The sequence below is a fragment of the Embleya sp. NPDC025285 genome, from assembly GCF_055558835.1.
Map to the genome: position 1 here is coordinate 197,832 of NZ_JBVHLU010000001.1, position 25,586 is coordinate 223,417.

Sequence of the window (25,586 nt, forward strand, 5' to 3'; positions counted from 1 at the left end):
CCTCGCTGCACCGGGCCAACCTCGATCGGGTCCTGCACGCGGTGCGCATGGCGGGTGCGCTCACCCAGGCCGAGATCGCCAGGAGTACCGGGCTGTCCGCCGCGACGGTGTCGAACATCGTACGGGAGTTGAAGGCCCTCGACATGGTCGAGGTGACCCCCACGTCCTCCGGCGGCCGGCGGGCCCGCAACGTCTCGCTCAGTCGCGCGTCGGGCGTCGTCGTCGGCATCGATTTCGGCCACCGTCACCTGCGCGTGGCGATCGGTGACTTCGCGCACCGCGTGCTCGCCGAGGAGCACGTGCCGATCGACGTCGACTCCTCCGCCGACGAGGGCTTCGCGCTCGCGGACCGCCTGCTCGGCGTGCTGCTCGAGCGCGCCGGCGCGGTTCGGGGCGAGGTCACCGGCGTCGGGCTCGGCGTGCCCGGCCCGATCGACATCGACACCGGCGCGCTCGGCTCGACCACGATCCTGCCGGGCTGGGTGGGCTGCCACCCGCGCGAGGCGATGCAGGCACGGCTGGGCCTGCCGGTCCTGGTCGACAACGACGCCAACCTCGGCGCGCTGGGCGAACTCGTGTGGGGCGCGGGCGTGGGTTGTACCGAGATGGCCTACCTCAAGGTGTCCGGCGGCGTCGGCGCGGGCCTGGTGATCGGCGGCCGGCTGTACCGGGGCCCGGGCGGTACCGCGGGCGAGATCGGTCACATAACGCTGGACGAGTCCGGACCGGTGTGCCGGTGCGGCAACCGCGGCTGCCTGGAGACCTTCACCAACGCCTCCTACCTGCTCGACCTGCTCCGCGGCAGTCACGGCACCGACCTGACCATCCAGCGCATGATCGAGCTCGCCAAGGACGGCGACGCGGGCTGCCGGCGGGTGGTCGCGGACGCCGGCAGGCACGTGGGAGTGGGTGTGGCGAGCCTGACGAACCTGCTCAATCCGCAACGGATCATCCTCGGCGGCGACCTCGCCGGCGCCGGCGACCTGTTGATCGCGCCGATCGTCGAGTCGGTCGGGCGGTACGCCATTCCCAGCGCCTCGCGCCGACTGTCCGTGGTCACCGGGTCGCTCGGCGAGCGGGCCGAGGTGCTCGGCGCGATGGCGATGGTGATGAGCGAGATGTCTCCCTTCGCCGTCGAACGCACACCAGAGGCGCAGATCGCCGGCGTCTCGATGTGAGCCGTTCCGCACGGATGGCCCATCGCGGTACCTCGATGCGAACCATCCGGGTGCACCGCCGCGTCTAGACTCGGTGGACGCCTCTCCTGCACGCAGACCCGTGGGGGCGGTGACGGATCTGACGAAGGAGGAACGGGTGGCCCTGCTGGACAGCATTCGAGGACCCCGTGATCTCAAGGCCCTCTCGCCCGAGCAGCTCGCGCAGCTCGCGGACGAGATCCGCACCTTCCTGGTGGAGTCCGTCTCCAAGACCGGTGGTCACCTGGGTCCCAACCTCGGTGTGGTCGAGCTGACGATCGCGATGCACCGGGTGTTCGAGTCGCCGCGCGACAAGATCCTGTTCGACACCGGTCACCAGAGCTACGTGCACAAGATCGTGACCGGCCGCAAGGGCGGCTTCGATCGGCTCCGCCAGGCCGGCGGCCTGTCCGGCTACCCCAGTCGTGCCGAGTCCGAGCACGACGTGATCGAGAACTCGCACGCCTCGACGGTGCTGTCCTGGGCCGACGGCCTCGCCAAGGCGTACCAGGTGCGTGGGCAGCACGATCGGCACGTGGTCGCGGTGATCGGCGACGGCGCGCTGACCGGCGGCATGGCCTGGGAGGCACTGAACAACATCGCGGCGGCCAAGGACCGCCCGGTGATCATCGTGGTCAACGACAACGAGCGCTCGTACGGTCCGACCCAGGGCGGCCTCGCCGACCACCTCGCGACGCTGCGCACCACGCGCGGTTACGAGCGTTTCCTGGAGTGGGGCAAGGGCGTCCTCGGCCGCACGCCGGTGGTCGGCGGCCCCGTCTACGACATGCTGCACGGCGCCAAGAAGGGCCTCAAGGACGCGGTCGCGCCGCAGGGCCTGTTCGAGGACCTGGGCCTGAAGTACGTGGGTCCGATCGACGGGCACGACGTCGAGGCCGTGGAGAACGCGCTGCGCCGGGCCCGGGGCTTCGGCGGGCCGGTGATCGTGCACGCGATCACCCAGAAGGGCAAGGGCTACGCGCACGCGGTCAACGACGCGGCCGACCAGTTCCACGCGGTCGGGGTGATCAACCCCGAGACCGGCCTGCCGGTGAAGAAGTCGGGCGCTTCGTGGACGTCGGTGTTCGCCGACGAGATGGTCGCCATCGCCGACGAGCGCGAGGACGTCGTCGGCATCACCGCCGCGATGCTGATCCCGGTCGGGCTGCACAAGTTCGCCGCCAAGCACCCGGACCGGGTGTTCGACGTCGGGATCGCCGAGCAGCACGCGGTGACCTCGGCGGCGGGCCTGGCCACCGGCGGCCTGCACCCGGTCGTCGCGGTGTACGCCACCTTCCTCAACCGCGCATTCGACCAGGTGCTGATGGACGTCGCGCTGCACAAGTGCGGTGTGACCTTCGTGCTCGACCGGGCCGGTGTGACCGGGCCGGACGGGGCCAGCCACAACGGCATGTGGGACATGTCGATCCTCCAGGTCGTGCCGGGCCTGCGGCTCGCCGCTCCCCGGGACGCGACACAGGTGCGTGCCCAACTGCGCGAGGCGATGGAGGTCGGCGACGCGCCGACCGTGGTGCGGTTCGGCAAGGGCGCGGTGGGTCCCGACATCGAGGCGATCGGCCGGATCGACGGGATGGACGTGCTGCGCCGTACCGGCCCCGAGCGCAACGGTGGCGGTGAGCGCGGCGACGTGCTGATCGTGACCGTCGGGCAGATGGCCGAGATCGGGGTCGAGGTCGCCGACCGGCTCGCCGACCAGGGCATTGCCGCGACCGTGGTCGACCCGCGCTGGATCAAGCCGGTCCCGGCCGGGCTCGCGCCGCTGGCGGCCCGGCACCGGCTCGTGGTCACGATCGAGGACAACGGCCGTGCCGGTGGCGTGGGTTCGATGATCGCGCAGTCGCTGCGGGACGCGCGGGTGGACGTACCGTTGCGCGACTTCGGCATCCCGCAGGAGTTCCTGGACCACGCGGAGCGTCCGGAGGTGCTGGCCCGGATCGGGCTGAACGCCCAGGACATCTCGCGCCAGGTGGTCGAGGAGATCGCGTCCAAGACGGCGGACGCCGACGCCGAGCAGCACGAGACGACCGCCTGACCCGAGAGCGGCGCGCGCGATGTGACGGCCTCGGGGTCGGGGTGGGAGCCATGGCTTCCGCTCCCGGCCCCGGGGCCGTTTCGCTTTTCCGGGCTTCCCGTTTCCCGGCTTCCCAGCCTGCGGGGTGGGCGGCCTTCCCGGGCCGTCCAATCCTTCGGTTCGCGGGCCGAACCGTGCCCGTCGGTGCCCGGATTCGGGGGCTCTCGCGCTTCGAGGAGCGCCGGTCTCGGGCCGGTCGCCGCTTCGGCGCCTCGGGGTCGAGTTCGAAGATCACCCTGACGCGCCGAGGATCGGTCACCCGAAAACAGGAGTGAAACCCTCGATCATGGCAACGGTCTCCGCCACCAGGAGGTGTTGCCATGGCCAACGCGCTGTTTCGCACCAAGAACATCGAGCAGTCCATCCAGGACACCGATGTCTCCGAAGGGCACGGTCTACGCCGGGAGTTGTCCGCGCTCGACCTGATGGTCTTCGGCGTCGGCGTGGTGGTCGGCACGGGTATCTTCGTGCTGACCGGTACCGCCGCGAGGGACTACGCCGGTCCGGCCGTCGCGTTGTCGTTCGTGCTGGCGGGGGTCGTCTGTGGGCTCGCCGCGCTGTGCTACGCCGAATTCGCGTCCACGGTCCCGGTGGCGGGTTCGGCGTACACGTTCTCGTACACCACGCTCGGCGAATTGCCCGCGTGGATCATCGGGTGGGACCTGATCCTCGAACTCGCGCTCGGCGTCGGGGTGGTTTCGATCGGCTGGTCGGGTTATCTGACCTCGCTGCTCTCGCAGGCGGACATCGAACTGCCGCAGGCGATCACGGCCGCGCCCGGTGACGGCGGGACGGTCAACCTGCCGGCGCTGGTGCTGGTACTGGGAGTCGCGACGATCCTGGTGTTCGGCGTCAAGCTCTCGGCGCGGTTCAACCTCGTCATGGTCACCATCAAGATCGCGATCGTGTTGTTGGTGATCTTCGCCGGTCTGTTCTTCATCAAGACCGGCAACTACAACCCCTTCGTGCCCGACTCGCAGCCGTCGGGCTCGGGCAAGGACGGGCTCAAGGCGCCGCTCGTGCAGACCCTGTTCGGGTTCGACCCGCAGATCTACGGGGCGATGGGGATCTTCTCCGGCGCGGCCCTGGTGTTCTTCGCGTACATCGGATTCGACGTGGTCGCCACCGCCGCCGAGGAGACCCGCAAGCCGCAGCGCGACATGCCGATCGGGATCCTCGGCTCGCTGCTGATCTGCACGATCCTGTACGTCTCGGTCTCGCTGGTCGTGGTCGGGATGCAACGCTACGACATGCTCTCGTCGTCCGCGCCGTTGGCGGAGGCGTTCCGGGCGGTCGGCAAGGGCTGGATCGCGACCATCATCAGCATCGGCGCGGTGGCCGGTCTGACCACCGTGTGCATGATTCTGATGATGGGTCAGAGCCGGGTCTTCTTCGCGATGAGCCGGGACGGGCTGCTGCCGCCGCTGTTCGCGAAGGTGCATCCCAAGTACGGCACGCCGCACGTGAGTACGATGCTGATCGCGGTTGTGGTCGCGGCGATCGCCGGATTCACCCCGATCCACGAGATCGACGTCATGGTCAACATCGGCACGCTGTTCGCGTTCATGGTGGTCGCGGCGAGTGTGCTGATCCTGCGCCGGACCAGGCCCGAGTTGCCGCGCGCGTTCCGGGTGCCGTTCGTGCCGTGGCTGCCGATCCTGTCGATGATGGCCACGCTGTGGTTGATGATCAACCTCAGCAGCGAGACGTGGCTTCGGTTCGTGGTGTGGATGGTGGCCGGTTTCGCCGTCTACTTCTTCTACGGGAAGCAGCACAGCCGACTGCGGTGATCGCGACGGCTTGTGGTCGCGGCTGTTCATCGACGGATGTTCGTTGCGGCTGTTCCGGTGACGGCTGTTGCGGTGACGTACGCGGCCCCGGGTCGACTGGACCCGGGGCCGCGTACGTGTCGATCAACGGTCGGGATCAGCCCCAGAGTTCGTCCGTGTACTTGTCGGTGCCGACCACGGTGGGGATCCACGGGGCGCAGTAGGTGACCCGGCCGATGCCCGAGGCGTCGATCCGCTCGGCCCACTCCTTGAAGGCGTCCCAGCTCTCGCGCGGGTCGCCCTCGAGGAAGTACAGCTGCATGCTGCGGGTCGCCGCGTTCGGGTCGCGCGGTACGAACGCGGGGGCGTCGTCCTTGAGCGGGACGGCGGTCCACGCGGCCACCGACGCGATCGGCGAGCCCTTGAGGAAGTCCGGCAACTGCGCGGTGAACCACGCCTCCAGGTCCTCCTGCGTGGTGCCCTCGGCGCGCTGTACGGCGAGCGAGACCAGACCCTGGTAGTTGCGGTCCAGGGCGAGCTCCAGCGGAACCGGGTCCTGGTCGCGGTACCAGCGACTGTCGTGCAGATACATGCCGGTGTGCGCGTGGATCCGGTGCTGGAAGCCGCGGTCGTTGCCGTAGAGCCAGTTGACCTGGTCGACCGCCCACGCGTTCCACTCGTCGAACTGGCCGTCGTTGATCCAGTAGATCGCGACGTAGGAGCCCGCCTCGATGGCCGGGACGACGTCGGTGTCGGCCGGGAAGCGCAGCGCCTTGAGGTCGGCGGTGGCCACCCAGCGGCTGCCCGCGAGCATGCCGGGGCCGATCATGCAGCCCGCGTAGTAGTGGTCGCGCTCGTACCAGCGGTTGTAGCTCACCTCGTGGCCGCGCTCGGGGTCCACGGCGGTGAACAGCATGCTGCCCACCCGGATCGGGTATTCCTTGAAGCTCATGGCTGCCTTTCGGGTCGTGCGGTGACACGTGTCGGGCGGGACGGACCCGGCCGGGGGCGCCGACCGGGTGGGGGTGGTCAGGCCTGCCGGCGGAACCGGGTGGTGCGGTGTTCCGGCTCGGTGTCGAGCTTGGGGATGATGTGCTTCCCGAACAGCTCGATGGTCTTGAGTGTGTTCTCGCGGTTGTCGCAGCCCAGGCCGAGCACGAGTTGGTCCACGCCGACCGCCTCGTAGGCCTTGACCGCGTCGAGTACGCCGTCCGGCGCACCGCAGATCAGCGCGCCGGCGTCGGCGGCGAACTCGACCAGCTCGGGGGTCAGGTCGGGCATCAACTCGGGCCAGTACGGGATGCCCTCCGGGTGCGGGAATGTGTCGTGGTAGCGGAAGACGTTGCTGGTCAGGTACATCGGCCGGGCCGCGACCGCGTTGGCGACCGCCTGTTCCCGGGTTTCGGCGACGAAGCCGGTGCTGACCGCGAGTACGTTGTCGTTGACGAAGTCGGCGATCGGTTCGGCGTTGCCGATCTCGCGCTTGTAGCCGGCCACGAGCTTCTCGGCGCTCGCCGGGTCGCCGATCGAGAAGCCCAGTACGCCCAGGCCCATTCGGGCGGCCATCGCGTACGAGGGCGGGCTGCCGGCGGCGTACCACATGGCCGGGTGCGACTTACCGTACGGCTTGGGCAGGATCTTGCGCGGCGGGAGTTGCCAGTAGGCGCCGTCGTAGCCCTCGTAGGTGTCCTGGAGGAACATCTTCGGGAACTCGCGGATCACGTCCTCCCAGATGGCCTTCGTCTCGGACATGTCCTCGATGCCGGGCAGGAAGCCGAGAATCTCGTGGCTGCCGGCGCCGCGGCCGGTGCCGAACTCGAAGCGGCCCTTGGTGAGGTGGTCGAGCATCGTGACCCGTTCGGCGACCTTGGCCGGGTGGTTGACCTGGGGGAGCGGGTTGAAGATGCCGGAGCCGATGTGGATCCGCTCGGTGGCGTGTGCGAGGTAGCCGCACATGACGTCGTTGGCGGACAGGTGGGAGTACTCGTCGAGGAAGTGGTGCTCGCTCAGCCAGACGTACTTGAAGCCGGCCCGGTCGGCGGCGATCGCGAAGTCCATGTCGTTCATCAGCGCTTCGTGTTCGGCGTTGGGGTTTCCCTCGCGCCGGAACGACGGGTTGTAGCCCTGAAGAAAGATGCCGAATTCCATTGCACTCCCAATTCCGCGGTCGGTCGGGTCGGGCGGGATGGTCGGTCGGGTCCGGTGGGCGGTGGGTTTGACGGGCGGTGTGTACGTTCCGGCGGTGGGTATGTTCGGGCGCTTCGGGTGGTCGCGAGCGCTGGGGCCGGCGGGTGCGGGTGCGGGGCCTGGCCGGCGGGTGCGGGGGGCAGTCAGGGGGTGAAGGTGCCGTCCGGGCGGCGGACCCAGCCGGAGGCGGCCATGGTGCCGCCGTCGACGTGCAGGGTGGTGCCGGTGACGAAGCGGGCCAGGTCGCCGGCGAGGAAGACGATCGGGGCGGCGCAGTCGTCGGGGGTGCCGAGGCCGAGGGGGACCTTGGCGGCATAGTCGTAGGCGCCCTCGTCGGTCTCGAAAGTCTCCGCGAGGCCGGCGTCGCCGGGGGTGGGGATCGCGTCGGGGGCGACGCAGTTGACCCGGATGCGGCGGTGCGAGAGTTCGAGGGCGAGCGATTTGGTGAGTTGCTCGACCGCGGCTTTCATCGCGGCGTACACCGCGAACCCGGGCGCCGCGCGGAATGCCTCGATGCTGGTGACGTTGACGATCGAGCCGCCCTCGCGCATGAGGGGGGTGCCGTGCCGGATCACGTGTGTGACGGAGGTGAAGTTCTCGTCGACGAGGGCGGTCTGGCCCTTGGGGCGGACCTCCAGGAACGGCGACCAGAAGCCGCCGCCGGCGTTGTTGACGAGGATGTCCAGCGGGCCGAGCGTGGTGTGCGCCTCGCGGAGGAAGTGCTCGACGCCGTCGCCGTCGCGGACGTCGAGTTCGGCCGCGAACGCGCGGCGCCCGGTGGCCTCGATCGCCTTCGCGGTCTCCTGGAGGCCGAGCGGCTCGCGGTCGCAGATGGCGACGTCGGCGCCGAACCTGGCCAGCGCGACGGCCGTCGCCGCGCCGATTCCCCGGGCGGCACCGGTGACCACGGCGACGCGATCGGTGAGCAGGGCGGCGGAAGGGTCGAGCAGCACGGGGCACCTCACTGTGGATCGCGTACGTTGTCGCCTCGGCGCGGGGCCGCCGTTGCGGGCGTGCTCTGCGCTGGGGTCACCATGCCACCTGACGACCCGTCACCTGAAGGGAGACGGCTGTCTTTTTCCGTCCCGACGCGCCGGTGTTCACGCAGGTCCGCTGGAGATCTGACGCTCTGTCAGTAAAAGTGGCGGACATCACCGTTGGGGATGGGCGCGGAATGGCATGGCGCACGGGGTGGGGGAGCCTGCGAGTGTGAGCGCGGCCGCGGGCGCGGGCGCAGGTGGTTGTGGGGGCGGGTGCGGGTGTCGTTATGCGTGGGCACCGGTGGCTGCGAGTGGCGACGCCTGCGGGCACAGGTGCAGGCGCGGGGGTTGATGGGCGCAGGCGCAGGCGCAGGTGGGGGCGTGGTCGCGGGTGTGGGGCAGACGCGAGGGGGCGCAGGCGCAGGCGCTGGTGGGTCGAGGGCGCGGCTGGGAGGGTCGCGGGTGCGGTCGCAGGCGGGAATGGGCGCAGGCGCGGGCGCGAGTGGTCGCGGGTGCGAGGGCCGGCGGTTGTGGGTGGCGAACCGTCGCCGCGTGCGCGGACGCCGGTCGGCGCAGGTACGGATGATTTCGGGGCTGATCGCGGGCGTCGCCCGGGAATTGCGGTAGGTGGAGGCGCGGATGGTGGTGTGCTCGGTGGCCCCATGAGGGGTGGTGGTTTCGGGTCTTGGGGGTTCGCATGGATTGTCCGAAATCCATGCGAAGGGGCTGCGGCGCTCACTACGCTCTGCGACGTGGCGCTATCTCCCGATTCCTGCGGCATCGTGGCCGACTTCGGCACGTGGCTCGCGCGAGCGGGCCGACCGGCCCGGGACGCGGAGCGGATGATCGACGTCCTGGGCACGCTGCTCGATCTGCGGGTGGCCTGTCTGCGGCTCGACGACCACACCCGCTGGCGCGCCGGCGACCTGAACGCGCTGCTGGAGACGCTGGTGCCCGCGCACGTTGCGCTGCCCCGTGACGACACGGTCGGACTGGTCGTGCCCGCGTTGCGGCTGTTTCTGGAGTTCCTGCGCGAGCGCGGGCCCCTGCATCCGGACAGCGACCGGCTCGACCCGATGTTGGCGGTGTTGGATCGGCACGAGGGAGAACTCCCGGCTCGGATGGCCGATTCGACCTGCTGGGGATCGGCGAAGAAGTTGTTCGTGGCGGGCTACGCGACCGGTCCCGGCCGAGGCAGGGCGTTGCCGGCGGTGCGGTTGCCGGACGAGCGCGAGCTGGCCCGGGCCGCGTCGACGGCGCCGTCGTTCGCCGCCGCGCTCACCCTTGCCCGCTGGGTCGGTCGCGGCCGGCCGGTCACCGCGACCGGGGTCCTGCGTTTGGCGCCCGCGGCCGAGGCCGCGCTGCTGCTGGGCATCGAACCGATCGCGGGCGTCCGCAGCGCGCGTGACGTGGAGCCGTTGCACCACGTCTGGTCGATCGCGTGCGCTGCGGGCCTGATCGAGGTCGGCCGCACCGTCGCGACCGCCGGCGCGCTCGCCCGGGCGCTGGCGGTCGGCCGACCCCGCGACGTGCTGGGCGTGTGGTCGAGCCTGTGGGAGGGCGTCGCGGTGGGCGAGGCCACCGGGCGACCGGCGGTGCGTCGCGCCGGGCACGTGCTGCGCGGGGGCGACGTGATCCGCGAGTTGTTGCGGGAGCTGTACGACCACGCGGGTCGATGGGTGCCGATGGGCGGGTTGTTCGAACTGCTCTCGTATACGCCCGACGGCCGCCCGCGGTCGCCATCGGTCGCCGATCCGGCGCTGTTCACCGGCCTGACGCTGGCTCATCAGATGGACGACCTGCGCGCGTTCGGCGTCCTGGAGATCCGTGAGCTCGTCGGTGGTGGGGCGCCGTTCATGGCGGTGCGGCTGACCCCGCTGGGGCTGTACGGGTTGCGCACTCGCTTCCTGGAGCTGGGTGTGCCCGCGCCGCTCACCGGCCCGGGTGGCGGTCCGACCGATCCCGCGCTGCCGCCGCTGTACGTGCCGCCCACCTCCGAGTGCGCGCTGGCCGCGCGGATGTCACCGCTGCTCGCGCAGGCCGCCGCGCTCGCGGAGTACGTGGCGGAGCACGGGCCGTTGCCGGTCACCCACGAGGAGGTACTCGCGGGCGGGGTCGCGCGCCGGGTCATGGCCGAACTCGGCATTCGCGCGCAGCCGCCCCGTCCCGCCACCGCCCCGCCCCGTACCGCCCGGGGCGAGCACGCCCTGCACCGGCGTTGGACGCTCGCACTGGGCACCGGCCTGCTGGTCCTGGCCGACGACGCGGTGCACGTCGCGGACGGTCTGCGGGTGTGGCGCGAGGGTGGCGACCGCGAGCTGATCGCGCTCGCCGCGCGCGCGATGGTGGTGGTGGCCGAGGACAACGCGACGTTCGGCGAGGCCCACGAGCAGCGATGGGATGTTCCTGAGGGGCTCGCCGCGTCGCTGTTCACCGGCTTGGTCCAGCTCGGTGGTCCGCTCCCGGTGTCGCTGTTCGTCGGTCTGGCGGTGCGCCGCGACCTCGACCACGTGGTGCGCACGTTGCCCGCCGAGCCGCCGGCCGACGACGAGGCGTTCGCGCTCGGCCGGATCCTGGACGCGCCCGACTTGGTCCGGGAACTGGGCCGGCTGTGCGGCGCGGGCGCGGATGCGATCGACTCGAGTTCGTCTGCGTCTGCGTGTGCGTCTGCGATCGACGGGTACCTGCACGCGACCGACTTGCGCATGTCTGCGCCTGCGGCCGACGAATGCCCGCCTTCGCCCGCACCCGCGACCGAGCCGAGTTCGCCTGCGCCCGCGCCTGCGGGCGACGGGTATCCGCCCGCGACCGACCCGCGCATGCCCGCGACCCCGCCCGCGACCGACCCGCGCACGCCCGTGAGCGCCTCGTCCTCGTCTGCGGCCGACCCGCCTGCGGCCGCGCCTGCGACCGACCTGCCCGCGACTGACGCGCTTGTGCCCGACCCGCACCTGCCCGGGGCCGCGCCCGCGACCCCGCCCGCGATCGCGGATCGCACGCCCGCCGAGTTGCTCGGCCGGGTTCGGGCCGGTGTGATCCTGCTTGCCGATCGGCTGGCGGCGCTCGGCATCGTTCGGCGCACCGCCGAGGGCATCACGTTGACCGGCCTCGGTGGCACGCTCGTGCACCGGATGTTCCGCGAGCAGGGGCTGCCGGTCGCCACCGTCGACGACTACACCGCGGCGTCGGGCGCCCGGCTGCTCGGTGCGATGGGGGCGTGGCCGCGACCGGTGGCCACGCGTACGTTCGCGAGCTGGATCGCGTGCCGTCCGGTCGATGCCGCGCTGTCCGAACTGTTTGCGGTCGCGGGCGCGGCCGGCCCCACGGAGCGGCTCATGCTCTTCGCCCACGTGGGTGACGCGGACCTCCCCGAGGCCGCCGTCGAACGCGCCCTCGCCGAGGCCGCCGCCGATCCCACCCTCGCCCCGCACGTGTGGAACTGGCGCCTGACCCACGACCGCGACGTGCCCCCCGCGACGCTGCGCACCCTGGCCTGGCTCACCGCGGACAATGCCGCCGCGGCGCTGCTCGGCCGGCACGAGGCCGCCGTACTGGGCCTGCTCACCGAGGTGACCGGCAGTCAGGGCCCGGGCGCCGACGTGGTCTTCGGCGAACTCGCGACGATGGGCCACCCGTGCGCCGAGGACGTGCTGCGCTTCGCCGAGGCCACCCACCCCGATCCCGACGTGGCCAAGGCCGCCCGCCGGGCCCTGCACCGACTGCGCTGAGCGCTCACGGCCGCCACAGTTCGCCGGGGGCCGGCTCCGGCCACGGGATGTCGGCGCGGACCGCGGCGAACAGCTCCTTGCAACGTTTGTCGTCGAGCAGGACCACGCTCTGGCCGCCGGCGCGTTCGCCGAATCCGGCGACCGGCGCGGTACGGAACGCCAGGTCGGACTCGCTGATGCCCTTGAGGTCGGTGGCCAGGTCGAGCAGCGCCTTGAAGTTCAGGTCGTCGTCGACGGTCAGCGACCTGGTCAGCGACTGCAGCAGGTTCTCGGTCCGCAGCGGGCTGGCGAGTACGCCCTCCGCGGTGACCTTCTCCGCGATCGCGCCCAGGAGCTGCTGCTGGCGCGCGACGCGGTCGAGGTCGCCCCGTTCGAGCCCGTACCGCTGCCGCACGAACTTGAGCGCCTCGTTGCCGTCCAGCTTGGCCTCGCCCTTGTCGGCGTCCACCGTCACCCCGCCGAGCGCGTCGACCATGCCCTTGAAGCCGCCGAAGTCCACCGCCGCGTAGTGGTCGATCCGGACCCCGGTCAGGTTCTCGACGGTGGCCACGAGCAGCGCCGGCCCGCCCCACGAGAACGCCGCGTTCAGCTTGGCCTCGCCGCGCCCGGGGATCGACACCCACGAGTCGCGCGGCAGCGAGATCGCCGAGATCGACGCCCGACCGGCGGGCAGGTGCAGAAGCATCATGGTGTCGCTGCGTCGGCCCTCCAGCGCCTCGGGATCGGCACCGGCCGCCGCCGCGTCCATCCCGACGAGCAGGATGTTCAGCGCCCGGCCGGCGGCGGGATCGGCCGCCGGACGCGGCCCCGCGGCGGGGATGCCCGAGCGATCGAAGACCCCGTCGATCCGCTTGATGTTGGAGTTCAGCGAGTAGAGCAGCCAGGCCGTACATCCGCCGATCACGAACAGTGACAGCGTGAGCAGCGTGACCAGTCCCACGACCGCCTTGCGGCGTCGCGACCAGGGCTTGCGCTCGGGTGTCGGTTCCGGCTCGACTTCCTCGTCCGTCCCGCTGACCTCGGCCGACTCGTCCGTCGCACCCAGCGCATCCGTCATGCGCAGAAGCTAGTCGACCGGCTGTCGGCAACGGCAGGGAAATCCGAAAATCAGTGCGAAGAAGAGATCGACTTCGGTGCGTGCTCTCGCTTCGCCCGGGAGCCGCGGTTCCGGGGCGTCGCTCAGTGCCGTGGTTTCGGGGCGGCACCCCCGCGCCGTGCTTCCGGGGCCTCGCCCTACAGTCGCAGGTCGGCGAACGGCCGTCGCATGCACACCCGCGGCCACTGGTCCAGCCCGATGGCCGCCTCGTGGGCCCGGATCGCGGCCAGGCCCGGAGTCACCTCGCCCGGGTCGAGCACCCGGAATCCGATCCGTGCGTAGTACGGCGCGTTCCACGCCACGTCCCGAAATGTGGTCAGGGTCGACGCGAGCCCGCTGTCCGCCTGCACCCGATCGATCAACGCCCGCCCCAGTCCACGCCGCGCCCCGTCGGGATGCACCGACACCTGTTCGATGTGCGCGGCGCCGTCCACGAGATCCCAGATCACGTAGGCCAGCGCCGGTTCGCCGACCACCAGGCACCGTCCGCCGACCCGATACGCATCCAACTCCTCGACGGACAGCGGCTCGTCCGCCGCGATCTCCGGCATCCCCACCGCCGCGAAGCCCACCCCGGCCGCCACCTCGATCTCCCGAAGCCGCTCCAACTCGCCCGCCGAGACGGCCCGCACCACATCGTTCATGTCCGCCATTGTGGCGTTCGCCGCATGGATGGCCCCGTCGGCACATCGTTCATGTCCGCCACTGTGGCGTTCGCCGCATGGATGGCCCCGTCGGTTCCGACGGGGGAACTCCCCGGATCGCCGCAGAGCCGATCTCCGAGGCCGTGGCTTTTGGCGGCTTCGCGGGGAGGGGCCGGCCGAGGTCGCCTAGGCTGAGCGGATGACGCACGGCGACCAGGAGAATCGGGCTCGGCTGGTTGCGTACAGCTATCTGAGTGTGCCGGAGCGGGACGACTATCTCGCCATCGTCCGACTGTTCGGGACCTCGTTGATGGCCGATCTGTCGGCACACGAGGTCGCAGAGCGGCTGGGCCGGGGTGACCTGGATACCGTGACCGCTCGGTTGGACGCGCTGGTCGGCTGGGGGAACCTGATCCGCAGTACACATCGTGTGCGGGCCGCCAGCATCGCCGAGTTCCAGCGGGCCCGGGCGCGCTATCAGATCTCCAAGCTCGGCGAGCGCATCCAGCGGGACGTGGACGACGTGCTCTCCTGGGCGGATGCGGCGCGTGAGGTGGCCGCCGAGTTGCTCGCGCTGGTGGACCGGGAACTGGCGGGGCTGGCTCTGGGGGTGGTGGCGCCCGGTGGCGTGGACACCGAGCAGGGCAGGGACGCGGTCGCCACGTTGTTCGTTCAGTTCGGTGAGTTCGCCGAGTCGGTGCGGGACTTCTATGCCTACCTGGGGCAGGTGTTGGCGCGCTACGACCTCGACGGTGACGAGTACCACGGGTTCAAGGCACTGCTGCTCGACTACGTCGAGGCCATCCGTGCGGACGTGGCGTTTCATACGCCGCGCATCCGGGCCTCCCTCGACGCGCTGTGGCCGCATCTGGGTGACCTTCTGCGCCGGATCGACGATCTCGGGGGCGGCCTGACCGGCATCGAAGAGGTCACCGGCGCACGGGTACAGCGCAGTCGTGGCCGCGAACTCGCCGATTGGGACGCGCTGCGCGCGTGGTTCGTCGACACGGATGGGCGCGGCAGTCAGGTCGATCAGCTCCGGGCCGCGACGATGCGTGCGCTCGGCTCGCTGCTCGCCAACGCCAAGCGGATGATCCGCTCGACCACTTCGGGGCAGTCCCGGCGCGGCGATCTGATCCGACTCGCCGCCTGGTTCGACGCGTGCGACGAGGCCGGCGCTCATGACCTGTACGCGGCGGCGTTCGGGCTCTACGGGGCACGTCGGCTGGGCGTGGCCGGGGACCTCGACCAAACGGTTCCCGCCGGAACGAGCTGGTGGGAGGGACCGGTGGCGGAGGTGCCGCTCGCCCTGCGCGAGCGCGGTGAGCGGTCGCAACGCGGACGGGCGGCGTCGGTCGAGGACCACACCGCGCAAAAGGCCCACCTGATGGCACGCGCCCACGCCGAGGCGACCGCTCGAACCGAGGCTGCCGCCGAACTGCGGGCAGTGGCCGGCCAGTTCGAGCGGGCCAGGCTCTCCACGGCGGCCAAGGGGCTGTTCGAGGAGTTGTTCACCGGCGCGCTGGGCAGCGTGAGTGGTGATCTCGCCGCCCTCGACGGCGCCCGCTGCGACCTCGAAGAGCTCGATATCGCGCTCGGGCTGCGCGTCGAACCCGCGGCTCGCACGGTGGTACGCAGCGCCGAAGGTGACTTCGAGATCGAGGGACTACGCCTCCTGCTCGGCCGGGCCGGCGCCGATTGGGGCCTTTCCACGGTCCGGGAGAGTCGATGAGCGACCTCGACCACGACGCCGCGATCGCGGACGAGCGACGTATCGCGGCCCGACGACTGCTCGCCGACGCGCTGGTGCTCGCGGACGGACCGCATCGCGACGAGTTCGCCGCGATCCGCCGGCACGCCGAGTGGCTCACCACCGCTTTTCGTCGGTTCCTCGGCTACGAGGTCGTTGTCGAGGCGCGTTTCGCCCGGCTGCTGAAGGCCGGGCCCGGAGCGGGCGCGGGGCGTGGGCTCACCCGCTCCACCGGGACGCCGTTCAATCCGCGGACCTACGCCTACCTCACTCTCGGCCTCGCGGCGCTGGTCACCGCGTCCGATCAGGTGTTGTTGTCCCAACTCGTCACCGACATCCGCGGCGCGGCGGTCGACGCCCGGATCGAACTCGAGGACGCGGGCCGGCAGGTCGAGCGTCGCACGCTCACCGCCGCTCTGCGCCAACTCGTGCTGTGGGGAGTACTGGTCGAGGTCGACGGCAACCTCGGCGACTACGTCGAGAAGGAGGACGCGGAGGCACTGCTGAGCGTCGACCGCGACCTCGCCCGGGCATTGATCGCCGGCCCGCTCGGACAGGCGAACGACGCCGCGCACCTGGTCGCGCTCGCCCGGGAACCGGGCCATCACGGCGTGCGCGTGGCGGTCCGTCGACGCTTGGCGGAGACCCCCGTCGTCCTTCGCGACGAACTCGATGCGGACGAGGACGACTGGCTGCGCAGGAATCAGCGGCGGGAGGCCCGCACGTTCGAGGAATTCCTCGGCCTGCACGCGGAGATCCGCGCCGAGGGCGTCGCCTTGTTCGACCCCGCCGACGAGTTGTCCGATCTGGCTTTCCCCGGCCGAGGAACGGTCGCCCAGGCGGCGCTGCTGCTGATCGAACGTCTGGTCGCCCGGCTGCGTCCCCACGAGCCGACCGCCGCGGTCTTCGCGGCCGAGCCGGTGATCGACGAGACACTCGCGGCGCTCGTGGCGCAGTATGGGCGTAAGGCCGGGTGGCAGCGCGATCTGATCGAGAACCCCACCCGCCTTCGTGACGAGGTCACCCGACTCCTGGCACACATGAGGCTCTTGCGGAGACCCGTGGCCGGGGAGGAGGGGGTCGTGTGGGAGGTCCCCGCGATCGCCGCCCGCTATGCCGCCCGCGTCCGCGAGCGGCAGCCCCGCGCGGTTCAGGAAGGTATCCCTTTGTGACAGTGCCGATTCCCCTCGCCCTCCCGCGACACCCGCACCGATTCCGCCTCTCCCGCGCGGGCATCCGCAACGTCTGGCAGTACGACGACGCGCGCTTCGACTTCGCCGACGGCCGGATGCTGCTGCGCGGCAAGAACGGTGCGGGCAAGTCCAAGGCGCTCGAGATGTTGCTGCCCTACCTGCTCGACGGCGAACAGCGCTCGATCGACGCGATGGGCACCGGGCGGACCACGCTCAAGTGGCTGATGCTCGACGGCTATACCGCGACCAATCGGCTCGGCTACCTGTGGGTCGAGTTCGAACGCGTCGACGGCGATGGCGCCCTCCGGCACATCACCCTCGGCGCGGCCGTGCGCGCGTCCAACTCGACGAAGGAGGCCAAACCCTTCTTCTTCGTCACGAGCCGGCGCGTGGACCACGACTTGACGCTCGTCGAGAACGGACAACCGCTCGGGATCGACCGCCTCAAGGAGGCAGTCGGCGCGGCCAACGTCACCGATCGCGCGGCCGAGCATCGCACCCGGGTCGCCCGGGACCTGTTCGGCCTCACGGACGTCGCCCGCTACCGCAGCCTGACCCATCTCCTGCACCGCCTGCGCCGGCCCACTGTGGGGGACCGGATCGAGGCCGGTGGCCTGACCGCCGTCCTCACCGAGGCGCTGCCGCCGCTGGACGAGGACATCCTGGCGATGGTCGCCAAGCATCTCGACGACCTGGCGGCCATCCGGCACGACCTCCACGATCTCGAAGAGCTGGACCGGGCTCTGGCTCGTTTCCTGACCGGCTATCAGGGATATCTGCACGGAGTGCTCCGAGGCCGGGTCGACAGGGTGGCCGATCGGTTGACCGGTCTGGCCGCCGGTCGGCGGGCCGCGGGGGACAGTGAGCGCAAGGCCGCCGACCTGCGCGCCGAAGAGGACCGGCGCACCGAAGTACTCACCCACTGGGGGGACTTGTTCCGCGCCGCCACGGCGGAGTTGAGGGCCCTCCAGGAGAGTGCCGCCTACCGGAGTCTGACCGAGATCCAGGACCGTACGCTGCGGGTCCAGGCGATCGAGGACGCCTCCCGGTCCGCCGGCCGCGCCGCCGACACCGCCCGTCGGGCGGAGGAGGCCGCCGCTGCCCGGCTCGCGGCCGACCTCGAACGGATCGCGGGCACGGTCAAGGATCTCGGAGCCGAACACCGCGCGCTCGTTCGAACGGTCGTACCCGCCGGGCTCGACGCCACCACGACCGGCGTCGCACCGACCACCCCCGTCGAGACCTTCGCCCCCGGGGTGATCGCAGTGGATGTCGAACCGCTGCGTGCGGCCATCGAGGAGTGGGCGAGCCGACTGGAAGCGGCCGGCCCCGTGGTCCGGGCCCGACTGCGTGCCGTCGGCGAACTCGATCGGCACTTGGTGGCGGCGCTCGACGCCGGTCAGGCGGCGCGGACCGCCGCCTCGGACGTCGAGCGCCTGGACACCCAGGTGGAGCACGCGCGGCTGCGCATCGACCGGCACACGGCCGAGGTGGAGCAGGTCGGCGCCGTGTTCGCCGAGCGGGTCCGCGCGTGGGCGCACCCGCTTGCTGACCTGGCGGCGCCGATCGTGACGCTGGTGACCGCGGCGCAGGACGATTCGCTGCCCCTGGCGGAGCGCGCGCTGCCGGCCGACACGTACGACGACGTCGAGCGCGCCGCGCGGATGGTGGTGGATCCGCTGGTCGTCGCGCTCGACGCGGATCGCGACGAGGCTCGCGAACAGGTCCGGACCGCGGCCGGCGAACTCGCCGCGCTTCGCGCCGAGCACGACGAGTGGACCCGCCGAGTCGACTCGATGCCTGCCGCCGGACGGTTCCGATCGGCGCTCCGGGCACCGGGTACCGGTGCGCCGCTGTACCGCCTCGTCGATTTCGCCGTCCACCTGAGCGATGCCGAACGGGCGGGCTTGGAGGCCGCGCTGGAGGCATCGGGGCTGCTCGATGGCTGGGTCACCGCCGAGGGCCGAGTGTTGGCCGCGGACACCCGCGACGTGCTCCTGGTGCCGGTGGGTGCCATCGGCGGGCAGAGCCTGGACGACCTGCTCGTCCCGGTGTCCGTGCCGGAGAGCGGCGTGACCGGTGGTCAGGTTCGGGCGCTGCTGCGCTCGATCGGTGTGCACGAGGGCACGAGCCGGATCGCTCCCGACGGCACCTGGAAACTCGGCGTGGCCGCCGGAACGTACACCAAGGCACAGGCCGAGTACGTCGGAGCCGAGGTTCGCGCCGCGACCCGGCGCCGGCGGCTCGCCGAGCTCGTCATCCGGATCGAGAACGCCCGAGTCGAACACGAGAGCCGGCAGGCCGCGCTCGCCGGCCTCGATCGCCGGCGTGAGGAACTGCGTGCCCTGCTTCGCGCCCTGCCCTCGGGCCGCGATCTGCACGCGGCCTGGGTCAGGCTCGGCGAGGCCCGCGAACAGTCGCGTGACCTGGCGACCGGGTTGGCCGTCGCCCGCCGGGACGCGGACGCGAAGCGGGTCGTCGAAGTCACGTGTCGAGAGCGCGCCCACGCCTACGCGACCGCACACGCGCTGCCCGCCGAACAGGCCGAACTGGCCAGGTTGCGCGGGCTCGTGGATCGGGTCCGACACGACGTCGAGGGACTGCGTCGGCGCGTCCTCGCGGCGCGCGACGCACTCGCGCCGCATCGGGACGCGCGCGATGGATGGCGAACGGCCCACGAGGAGCACGATCGCCTGGTTGCCGCGCATGAGGACAGCCTGCTGCACCTCGCCGAGGAACGGGCCGGGCTGGCCGTACTGGAGGCCGCGCTCGGTGAGGACCCGCAGGCCATTTTGGCCCGCGAGCGGGAGGTGTCCCGGCGCCTGGAGGAGGCCCGCGGCGAGATCCGCCCCGCGGAGCGCGCCGTGGCGAGGATCCACGACGAGGCCATCCGAGCCGAAACCGAACGCGACGCCCGCAAGGCGGATCTGAGTGCCCTGGAGGAGGCCGTGGTCGACGCCGGCGCGGACCTGCGCCGTGCGCTCGCGCTGCCCGAGGTCCAGCGCGGCGCCGGTCTCGACGGCGTCGAGGCGCTGATCGCGCCCGAGCCGCCCGGCACCGATGTCCGCGCCCGGATCCGCGCCCTCGACGGCCTCCTGCGGGAGATTCGCGAGCGGCTCGGCGCGCCGACGAAGGACGTCTCCGATACGACCCTGCTCAACCGGTACACCGAACTCCGGGCCGGCCTGCGCGGCGGTTACGACGCCGCGTTGACCGAGACCGACGGGGTCAAGTTGTGCCACATAGCCGACGACCACGGGCGGCACGACGTGGCCCTGATCGCACTGCGACTGGCCGGGCAGGCCCAGGACGCCCGCAACCGCCTCTCCGAGCGCGAGCGCGAGGTCTTCGAGAAGTACCTGCTGGGCGAGCTGGGTGACAACCTCACCGGTCAGGTGTTCGCGGCGAAGGCGCTGATCGCGTTGATGAACGAGACCTTGGACGGCGTCCGCACCTCGCACGGCCTCGGCGCGCGCTTGGTGTGGAAGATCCGGGAGGACGCCGACGCCGATACCCGCGCCGCGGTCGACCTGCTGGACGGACCCGCCGCGCTGCGCTCGCGCGAACACGCGGAAAGCCTGCGGACCGTGCTCCAGCGGCTGATCGAGGCCGAACGTCTCAAGGACCCCACCGCCGGCTACGCCCTGCACCTGCGTCGGGCCCTGGACTACCGCGAATGGCACGCCTTCGGTGTCCAGGTTCTCGACGACGCGCGCCCCGGCAGCGCACGCGCCCTCAACGCTCGGACCGGCCTCAGCCAGGGCGAACAGCGGGTGATCTCCTACCTCGTCCTGTTCGCCACCGCCGCCGCGCACTTCGAGTCGGTCGCGGCCGGTGCCGTCCAGGCGCCGCGGATGATCCTGCTCGACGACGCGTTCGCCAAGGTCGACGAACCCACGCACGGGCGCCTGTTGGGCCTCCTGGTCCGGCTCGATCTCGACTTCGTACTGACCAGCGAACGCCTGTGGGGCACCTTCCGCGAGGTGCCGTCGCTGCACATCTACGAATGCCTGCGCGACCCGCACCATCGCGGGGTGGCAACCCTCCACTTCACCTGGGACGGCTCCCGCAAGCGCCTGGTGGCGACGTGAGTTCGAACCCGCCCGGTGGCACGGCGAGCGTCGATCCGCCGCAGATCCCGACATCGCCGGAGCTCTCCCCGGCCACCGTGGCCTGGCTCGCCCGCCCCGAACTCGCCGGCTTGTGGCAACGCCTGCGTGCCCGTCTGGAGGGCAACGGCCGCACCGTGCAAGGCCACATCCGCGGCGGGCACTGGGACCAGGCCGAACGCCGTGAACTGTCGATGCTGCTCGGTAGGTCCGTGTCGCCGACCGGAAACGTCACGGTGGCGCTCGCCGACGTCGACGCCCGACTGCGCGCCACCGCAGGCGGTTTGATCCCCGCGCTCGAAGCGCTCGGCGGCCCCATCCGCGACCGCCGGGGCGAACGCCTCAGCGCCCGCGACGCCACGACGCGACTGTGGGACGAGGCCGCCACGATCGCCGACCGAGACTGGGTCGAGTCCGTACGCCGCTCCGGTACCCTCGCCCGCCTGGACACGGCCGCCGCCCTGCGGCTGATCGAACAGGGCGCCCGAGTCCTGACCACCATCGACCCCGATCGCCCCGTCGGTCGCGGCGACCTGGCCGCCCTGGTCACCGGTACCGCGCACGGGCTCGACGATGGCACGCTCCTGGCCCGGATCGTGCTGCGCGGGCTGGCGCTTCGACACGCGCGGGGTGAGATCCCCGCCCACGCGCCGGGCCGGCGTGACCTGTGGCGAACGGCCGGCGCGGTCACCGACGAGGTCTCGGCGACCGTGCTGACCCTCGGTCTGCGGCCCCCGGGTTCGAGTCCGGCCTCTCGACTGCTGCGCGAGCGCGCGGACGCGGGATACGAGACGCATCTGAGCATGCGGGAGATCCGTCGGCTGGCCGGTCCGCCCGTTCCGCCGGGGACGCGGGTCTACGTCTGCGAGAACCCACGGGTGGTCGAGGTCGCCGCCGATCGCGGCGTGCGAGCCGCGCTCGTGTGTACCGCCGGCAACCCGGCGACCGTGGTGATCACCCTGCTCGAAGCCCTCGCCGGGGCCGGCGCCCGATTGCGCTACCACGGCGACTTCGACTGGCCGGGCCTGGCGATGGCCGACCGGGTGCTGCGCCGTTTCGGCGCCTCGCCGTGGCGGATGGCAACCGCGGACTACGAAGCAGGCGTCGGTCTGGCCCGAAGGCACGCCACCCCACTGGAGCCCCTCGCGGGCGGCCCCCACAACGCCACATGGGACCCCGAACTCACCCCGACCATGCTCGCGTCGGGCGTCAAGCTCGAAGAGGAGACGGTTCTCGACTTCCTGGTCGCGGAGCTGCTGCGGGCGGCGTGATCGAGCAGGCGCGCACGGCGCGCACCGACACCGCGATGCCGGCGCGTCCGACCGCGTCCGACACGCGCGCCAAGGGCGGCCCGATGGAGCAGGGCCGCCCTTCGCACGTTGTCGACTAGCGCGGCACCGAAGCCGCGCCCGCCGGGAGGAAGCGCTTGCCGAGGGTCTTCTCGCTGACCCCGGCGCGGTCCAGGTACGGCGTGATGCCGCCCAGGTGGAAGGGCCAGCCGGCGCCGGTGATCATGCACAGGTCGATGTCCTGCGGGGCGGCGACGACGCCCTCTTCGAGCATGCGGTTGATCTCGTCGGCCAGGGCCGCCAACGCCCGGTCGCGGACCTGCTCCTCCGTGGAGGGGGAGTCGCCCACCTGCAGCAGCGCGGCGACCTCGGGGTCGACCTCCTGGGCGCCCGAGGCCCAGGTCAGGAAGGAGCGCTTCCCGGCCTTGACCACACGCTCGAGGTTGGGCGAGACGCCGAAGCGGTCCGGGAAGGCCGTGTGCAGGGTTTCGCCGACGTGCGCGGCGATCGCCGGCCCGACGAGTTCGAGCAGGACCATCGGGGACATCGGCAGGCCCAGCGGGGCCAGCGCGTTGTCGGCGATCTCGATCGGGGTGCCCTCGTCCACCGCGGCCAGCACCTCGCCCAGGAAGCGGGTGAGGACGCGGTTGACCACGAACGCCGGGGCGTCCTTGACCAGGACCGAGGTCTTCTTGAGCTGCTTGGAGACCGCGAAGGCGGTGGCGAGCGCACCGTCGTCGGTCTGCTCCGCGCGCACGATCTCCAGGAGCGGCAGGACCGCGACCGGGTTGAAGAAGTGGAAGCCCACGACCCGCTCGGGGTGCGCCAACTTCGAGGCCATCTCGGTGATCGACAGGGACGAGGTGTTGGTGGCCAGGATGCAGGTCGGCGAGACCACGGCCTCGACCTCGGCGAACACCTGCTGCTTGACCGACATCTCCTCGAACACGGCCTCGATCACGAAGTCGGCGTCCGCGAACGCGTCCTTGGTCAGCGAGCCGGTCACCAGCGCCTTGAGCCGGTTCGCGGCGTCCGCCGAGATCCGCTTCTTGAGCAGCAGCTTGTCGACCTCGGCGTGCACGTAGCCGACGCCCTTGTCCACCCGCTCCTGGTCGATGTCGGTCAGCACGACCGGCACCCGCAGGCGACGCGCGAACAGCAGCGCGAGCTGCGAGGCCATCAGCCCGGCGCCGACCACGCCGACCTTGGTGACCGGGCGGGCGAGCTGCCGGTCGGGGGCGCCGGCCGGGCGCTTGGCGCGCTTTTGGATCAGGTTGAACGAGTACAGCCCCGCGCGCAGTTCGTCGCCCATGATCAGATCGGCGAGCGCGTCGTCCTCGGCGTCGAAGCCGGCCTGGAGGGAGGCGACATCGCCGAACCGGGCCGTGCGCGCGGCGTCGATGATCTCCAGCGCGCGATACGGCGCGGGGGAGGCCCCGTGCACCTTCGAGTCGGCGATCTCGCGACCTCGGGCGATCGCCGCGTCCCAACCGGCGCCGCGGTCGATCTCCGGCCGCTCGACCACGATCTCGCCGGAGACGACCTTGCCCGCCCACACCAGCGACTGGGCCAGGAAGTCGGCCGAGTCCACCAGCGCGTCCGCGATCCCGAGCTTGAAGGCCTTGGGACCGTTGAGCTGCCGGTTCTGGTTCAGCGCGTTCTCGATGATCACGGTGACCGCGTTGTCCGGGCCGATCAGGTTCGGCAGCAGCACGCAGCCGCCCCAGCCGGGGACCAGACCCAGGAAGCACTCGGGCAGCGAGAAGGCCGGCACCGCGGTGGAGATGGTGCGGTACGTGCAGGCCAGTCCGATCTCGACGCCGCCGCCCATCGCCGCGCCGTTGTAGAACGCGAACGTGGGCACCGGCAGCGTGGTCAGCCGCTTGAACACGTCGTGGCCGGCCTTGCCGATGGCGTGCGCGTGCTCGCGCAGGCCGACCTTCTCGACGCCCTTGAGGTCGGCGCCGACCGCGAAGATGAACGGCTTGCCGGTCACGCCCGCCGCGACGATGTCGCCCGCCGCGGCCAGCGCCTCGACCTTGTCGATCGCAGCGTTCAGCTCGCCCAGACCGGCCGGGCCGAACGTGTTCGGCTTGGTGTGGTCGAAGCCGTTGTCGATCGTGATCAGCGCGAACCTGCCCGCGCCGCCCGGGAGATCGAGCACGCGTACGGGGAAGTGCGAGACCAGCTCGTCCGGGAAGACCTCGGCGGCCAGTCGGGTCAGGTCGCTCACTTGTCGTTCCCCTCGGAGTTCGCGGTGTTCGCGGTCCAGTTCGGGTTCTCCCAGATGACGGTGCCGCCCATGCCGAGCCCGATGCACATCGAGGTCAGGCCGTAGCGAACCTCGGGGTGCTCCTCGAACTGGCGCGCGAGCTGCGTCATCAGGCGCACGCCGGACGAGGCGAGAGGATGGCCGAAGGCGATCGCGCCGCCGTACTTGTTCACGCGCGGGTCGTCGTCGGCGATCTTGTAGTGGTCCAGGAAGGACAACACCTGGACCGCGAACGCCTCGTTCAGCTCGAACAGGCCGATGTCCTCGATGGTGAGGCCGGCCCGCTCCAGCGCCTTCTCGGTGGCCGGGACCGGGCCGATGCCCATCACCTCGGGCTCGACGCCGGCGAAGGCGAACTGCACGAGCCGCATCTTGATCGGCAGGCCCAGCTCGCGCGCGGCGTCCTCGGAGGCGAGCAGACACGCGGTCGCGCCGTCGTTGAGGCCGGCCGCGTTGCCCGCGGTGACCCGGCCGTGCGGACGGAACGGGGTCTTCAGCGCGCCGAGGCCCTCGAGCGTGGTGCCCGGGCGCATCGGCTCGTCCACGCTCGACAGGCCCCAGCCCTGCTCGATCGAGCGGGCCGCGACCGGCACCAGGTCGGGCTGGATCTTGTTGTCGGCGTACGCCTTGGCGGCCTTGTCCTGGCTGCCGACGGCGAACTTGTCCGCGCGCTCCTTGGTGAGCTGCGGGAAGCGGTCGTGGATGTTCTCCGCGGTGTTGCCCATGACCAGCGCGGACGGGTCCACGAGCTGCTCGGAGATGATCCGCGGGTTCGGGTCGGCGCCCTCGCCCATGGGGTGGCGGCCCATGTGCTCGACACCGCCCGCGACCACGACGTCGTAGGCGCCGAACGCGATGCCGCCGGCGGCCGTGGTGACCGCGGTCATCGCGCCCGCGCACATGCGGTCGATCGAGTAGCCGGGCACCTCGCGCGGCAGCCCCGCGAGCAGCGCCGCGGTGCGGCCGATGGTCAGGCCCTGGTCGCCGATCTGCGTGGTGGCCGCGATGGCGACCTCGTCCACGCGGCCCGGCGGCAGCGACGGGTTGCGGCGCATCAGCTCACGGATACACGCGATGACGAGGTCGTCGGCTCGCGTCTCGTGGTAGATGCCCTTGGGGCCGGCCTTGCCGAAGGGGGTACGGACGCCGTCTACGAAGACGACGTCCCGGACGTTACGAGGCACGAGCGCACACTCCTCCTGCGATGGGTTCGGGCCCCATGCTACTCATGAGTAACCAATGGTCCTAGCCCTCGGCTCCATTCCGGTCACCGACGTGTCC

General features: G+C 71.4%; 15 protein-coding genes. 8 read left to right on the forward strand and 7 right to left on the reverse strand.

Going from position 1 to position 25,586, the window contains the following annotated elements; genetic code table 11:
* The first annotated feature begins 47 nt into the window (after positions 1 to 47).
* The 3 genes from ACZ4FV_RS00805 to ACZ4FV_RS00815 all read left to right on the forward strand — a co-directional run bounded on the left by ACZ4FV_RS00805 (position 48) and on the right by ACZ4FV_RS00815 (position 5,078).
* Positions 48 to 1,178: an ROK family transcriptional regulator gene (locus ACZ4FV_RS00805; protein WP_402229610.1), complete on the forward strand. Its 1,131-nt coding sequence runs from the start codon at positions 48 to 50 to the stop codon at positions 1,176 to 1,178.
* Between the two features lie 136 nt (positions 1,179 to 1,314).
* On the forward strand, positions 1,315 to 3,249 hold the full coding sequence (dxs, locus tag ACZ4FV_RS00810; protein ID WP_465321574.1) for a 1-deoxy-D-xylulose-5-phosphate synthase: 1,935 nt from the start codon (positions 1,315 to 1,317) through the stop codon (positions 3,247 to 3,249).
* 359 nt (positions 3,250 to 3,608) lie between these two features.
* Positions 3,609 to 5,078, forward strand: coding sequence for an amino acid permease (locus ACZ4FV_RS00815; RefSeq protein WP_465321517.1), 1,470 nt, complete (start codon positions 3,609 to 3,611; stop codon positions 5,076 to 5,078).
* Positions 5,079 to 5,214: 136 nt separating this feature from the next.
* Here the strand turns inward: ACZ4FV_RS00815 and ACZ4FV_RS00820 are convergent, their stop codons facing one another.
* The 3 genes from ACZ4FV_RS00820 to ACZ4FV_RS00830 form a co-directional block, all read right to left on the reverse strand.
* Entirely contained in the window at positions 5,215 to 6,009 is a 795-nt protein-coding gene (locus ACZ4FV_RS00820; RefSeq protein WP_395859796.1) for a hypothetical protein, read from the reverse strand.
* 77 nt (positions 6,010 to 6,086) lie between these two features.
* Positions 6,087 to 7,205 carry an LLM class flavin-dependent oxidoreductase gene (locus ACZ4FV_RS00825; protein ID WP_395859795.1) on the reverse strand — a complete coding sequence of 373 codons (1,119 nt, stop codon included), beginning with the start codon at positions 7,203 to 7,205 and terminating at the stop codon, positions 6,087 to 6,089.
* 182 nt (positions 7,206 to 7,387) lie between these two features.
* Positions 7,388 to 8,197, reverse strand: coding sequence for an SDR family NAD(P)-dependent oxidoreductase (locus ACZ4FV_RS00830; RefSeq protein ID WP_395859794.1), 810 nt, complete (start codon positions 8,195 to 8,197; stop codon positions 7,388 to 7,390).
* A 779-nt stretch (positions 8,198 to 8,976) separates the two neighbouring features.
* Here ACZ4FV_RS00830 and ACZ4FV_RS00835 point away from each other — a divergent pair.
* Positions 8,977 to 11,952, forward strand: a complete 2,976-nt coding sequence (locus ACZ4FV_RS00835) for a hypothetical protein (RefSeq protein ID WP_465321518.1) — start codon at positions 8,977 to 8,979, stop codon at positions 11,950 to 11,952.
* Between the two features lie 4 nt (positions 11,953 to 11,956).
* Here ACZ4FV_RS00835 and ACZ4FV_RS00840 read toward each other — a convergent pair whose 3' ends face one another.
* Together ACZ4FV_RS00840 and ACZ4FV_RS00845 are read right to left on the reverse strand one after the other, a co-directional pair.
* Positions 11,957 to 13,009 carry an LCP family protein gene (locus ACZ4FV_RS00840; RefSeq protein WP_402229231.1) on the reverse strand — a complete coding sequence of 351 codons (1,053 nt, stop codon included), beginning with the start codon at positions 13,007 to 13,009 and terminating at the stop codon, positions 11,957 to 11,959.
* A 176-nt stretch (positions 13,010 to 13,185) separates the two neighbouring features.
* A complete protein-coding gene (locus ACZ4FV_RS00845) occupies positions 13,186 to 13,692 on the reverse strand; it encodes a GNAT family N-acetyltransferase (protein ID WP_465321520.1) in 507 nt (168 codons plus the stop codon).
* 199 nt (positions 13,693 to 13,891) lie between these two features.
* On the opposite strand from ACZ4FV_RS00845, the gene ACZ4FV_RS00850 reads away from it, so the two are divergent.
* Genes ACZ4FV_RS00850 through ACZ4FV_RS00865 form a run of 4 tightly spaced genes read left to right on the forward strand, consistent with a single transcriptional unit; the run spans position 13,892 to position 22,015 of the window.
* Complete coding sequence (locus ACZ4FV_RS00850; RefSeq protein ID WP_395859790.1) at positions 13,892 to 15,424, forward strand: DUF2397 domain-containing protein; 1,533 nt, start codon at positions 13,892 to 13,894, stop codon at positions 15,422 to 15,424.
* Positions 15,421 to 16,614 carry a TIGR02678 family protein gene (locus ACZ4FV_RS00855; protein ID WP_395859789.1) on the forward strand — a complete coding sequence of 398 codons (1,194 nt, stop codon included), beginning with the start codon at positions 15,421 to 15,423 and terminating at the stop codon, positions 16,612 to 16,614. The genes ACZ4FV_RS00850 and ACZ4FV_RS00855 overlap by 4 nt, the downstream gene beginning before the upstream one ends.
* Entirely contained in the window at positions 16,611 to 20,726 is a 4,116-nt protein-coding gene (locus tag ACZ4FV_RS00860; RefSeq protein ID WP_465321521.1) for a TIGR02680 family protein, read from the forward strand. The genes ACZ4FV_RS00855 and ACZ4FV_RS00860 overlap by 4 nt, the downstream gene beginning before the upstream one ends.
* Complete coding sequence (locus ACZ4FV_RS00865) at positions 20,723 to 22,015, forward strand: TIGR02679 family protein (RefSeq protein WP_395859787.1); 1,293 nt, start codon at positions 20,723 to 20,725, stop codon at positions 22,013 to 22,015. The genes ACZ4FV_RS00860 and ACZ4FV_RS00865 overlap by 4 nt, the downstream gene beginning before the upstream one ends.
* A 115-nt stretch (positions 22,016 to 22,130) precedes the next feature.
* Here the strand turns inward: ACZ4FV_RS00865 and ACZ4FV_RS00870 are convergent, their stop codons facing one another.
* Both ACZ4FV_RS00870 and ACZ4FV_RS00875 read right to left on the reverse strand, forming a co-directional pair.
* Entirely contained in the window at positions 22,131 to 24,266 is a 2,136-nt protein-coding gene (locus ACZ4FV_RS00870) for a 3-hydroxyacyl-CoA dehydrogenase NAD-binding domain-containing protein (RefSeq protein ID WP_465321522.1), read from the reverse strand.
* Positions 24,263 to 25,489 carry a thiolase family protein gene (locus tag ACZ4FV_RS00875; RefSeq protein WP_465321524.1) on the reverse strand — a complete coding sequence of 409 codons (1,227 nt, stop codon included), beginning with the start codon at positions 25,487 to 25,489 and terminating at the stop codon, positions 24,263 to 24,265. Before ACZ4FV_RS00875 ends, ACZ4FV_RS00870 begins: the two co-directional genes overlap by 4 nt.
* Positions 25,490 to 25,586 lie beyond the last annotated feature (97 nt).

What these genes read in the sequence shown, in the direction of transcription:
- ACZ4FV_RS00805 (WP_402229610.1), top strand. Translation starts at nt 48, where the DNA reads ATGGCGGGTGCGCTCACCCAGGCCGAGATCGCCAGGAGTACCGGGCTG.
- ACZ4FV_RS00850 (WP_395859790.1), top strand. Translation starts at nt 13,892, where the DNA reads ATGACGCACGGCGACCAGGAGAATCGGGCTCGGCTGGTTGCGTACAGC.
- ACZ4FV_RS00815 (WP_465321517.1), top strand. Translation starts at nt 3,609, where the DNA reads ATGGCCAACGCGCTGTTTCGCACCAAGAACATCGAGCAGTCCATCCAG.
- ACZ4FV_RS00845 (WP_465321520.1), bottom strand. Translation starts at nt 13,692, where the DNA reads ATGAACGATGTGGTGCGGGCCGTCTCGGCGGGCGAGTTGGAGCGGCTT.
- ACZ4FV_RS00840 (WP_402229231.1), bottom strand. Translation starts at nt 13,009, where the DNA reads ATGACGGATGCGCTGGGTGCGACGGACGAGTCGGCCGAGGTCAGCGGG.
- ACZ4FV_RS00825 (WP_395859795.1), bottom strand. Translation starts at nt 7,205, where the DNA reads ATGGAATTCGGCATCTTTCTTCAGGGCTACAACCCGTCGTTCCGGCGC.
- ACZ4FV_RS00820 (WP_395859796.1), bottom strand. Translation starts at nt 6,009, where the DNA reads ATGAGCTTCAAGGAATACCCGATCCGGGTGGGCAGCATGCTGTTCACC.
- ACZ4FV_RS00855 (WP_395859789.1), top strand. Translation starts at nt 15,421, where the DNA reads ATGAGCGACCTCGACCACGACGCCGCGATCGCGGACGAGCGACGTATC.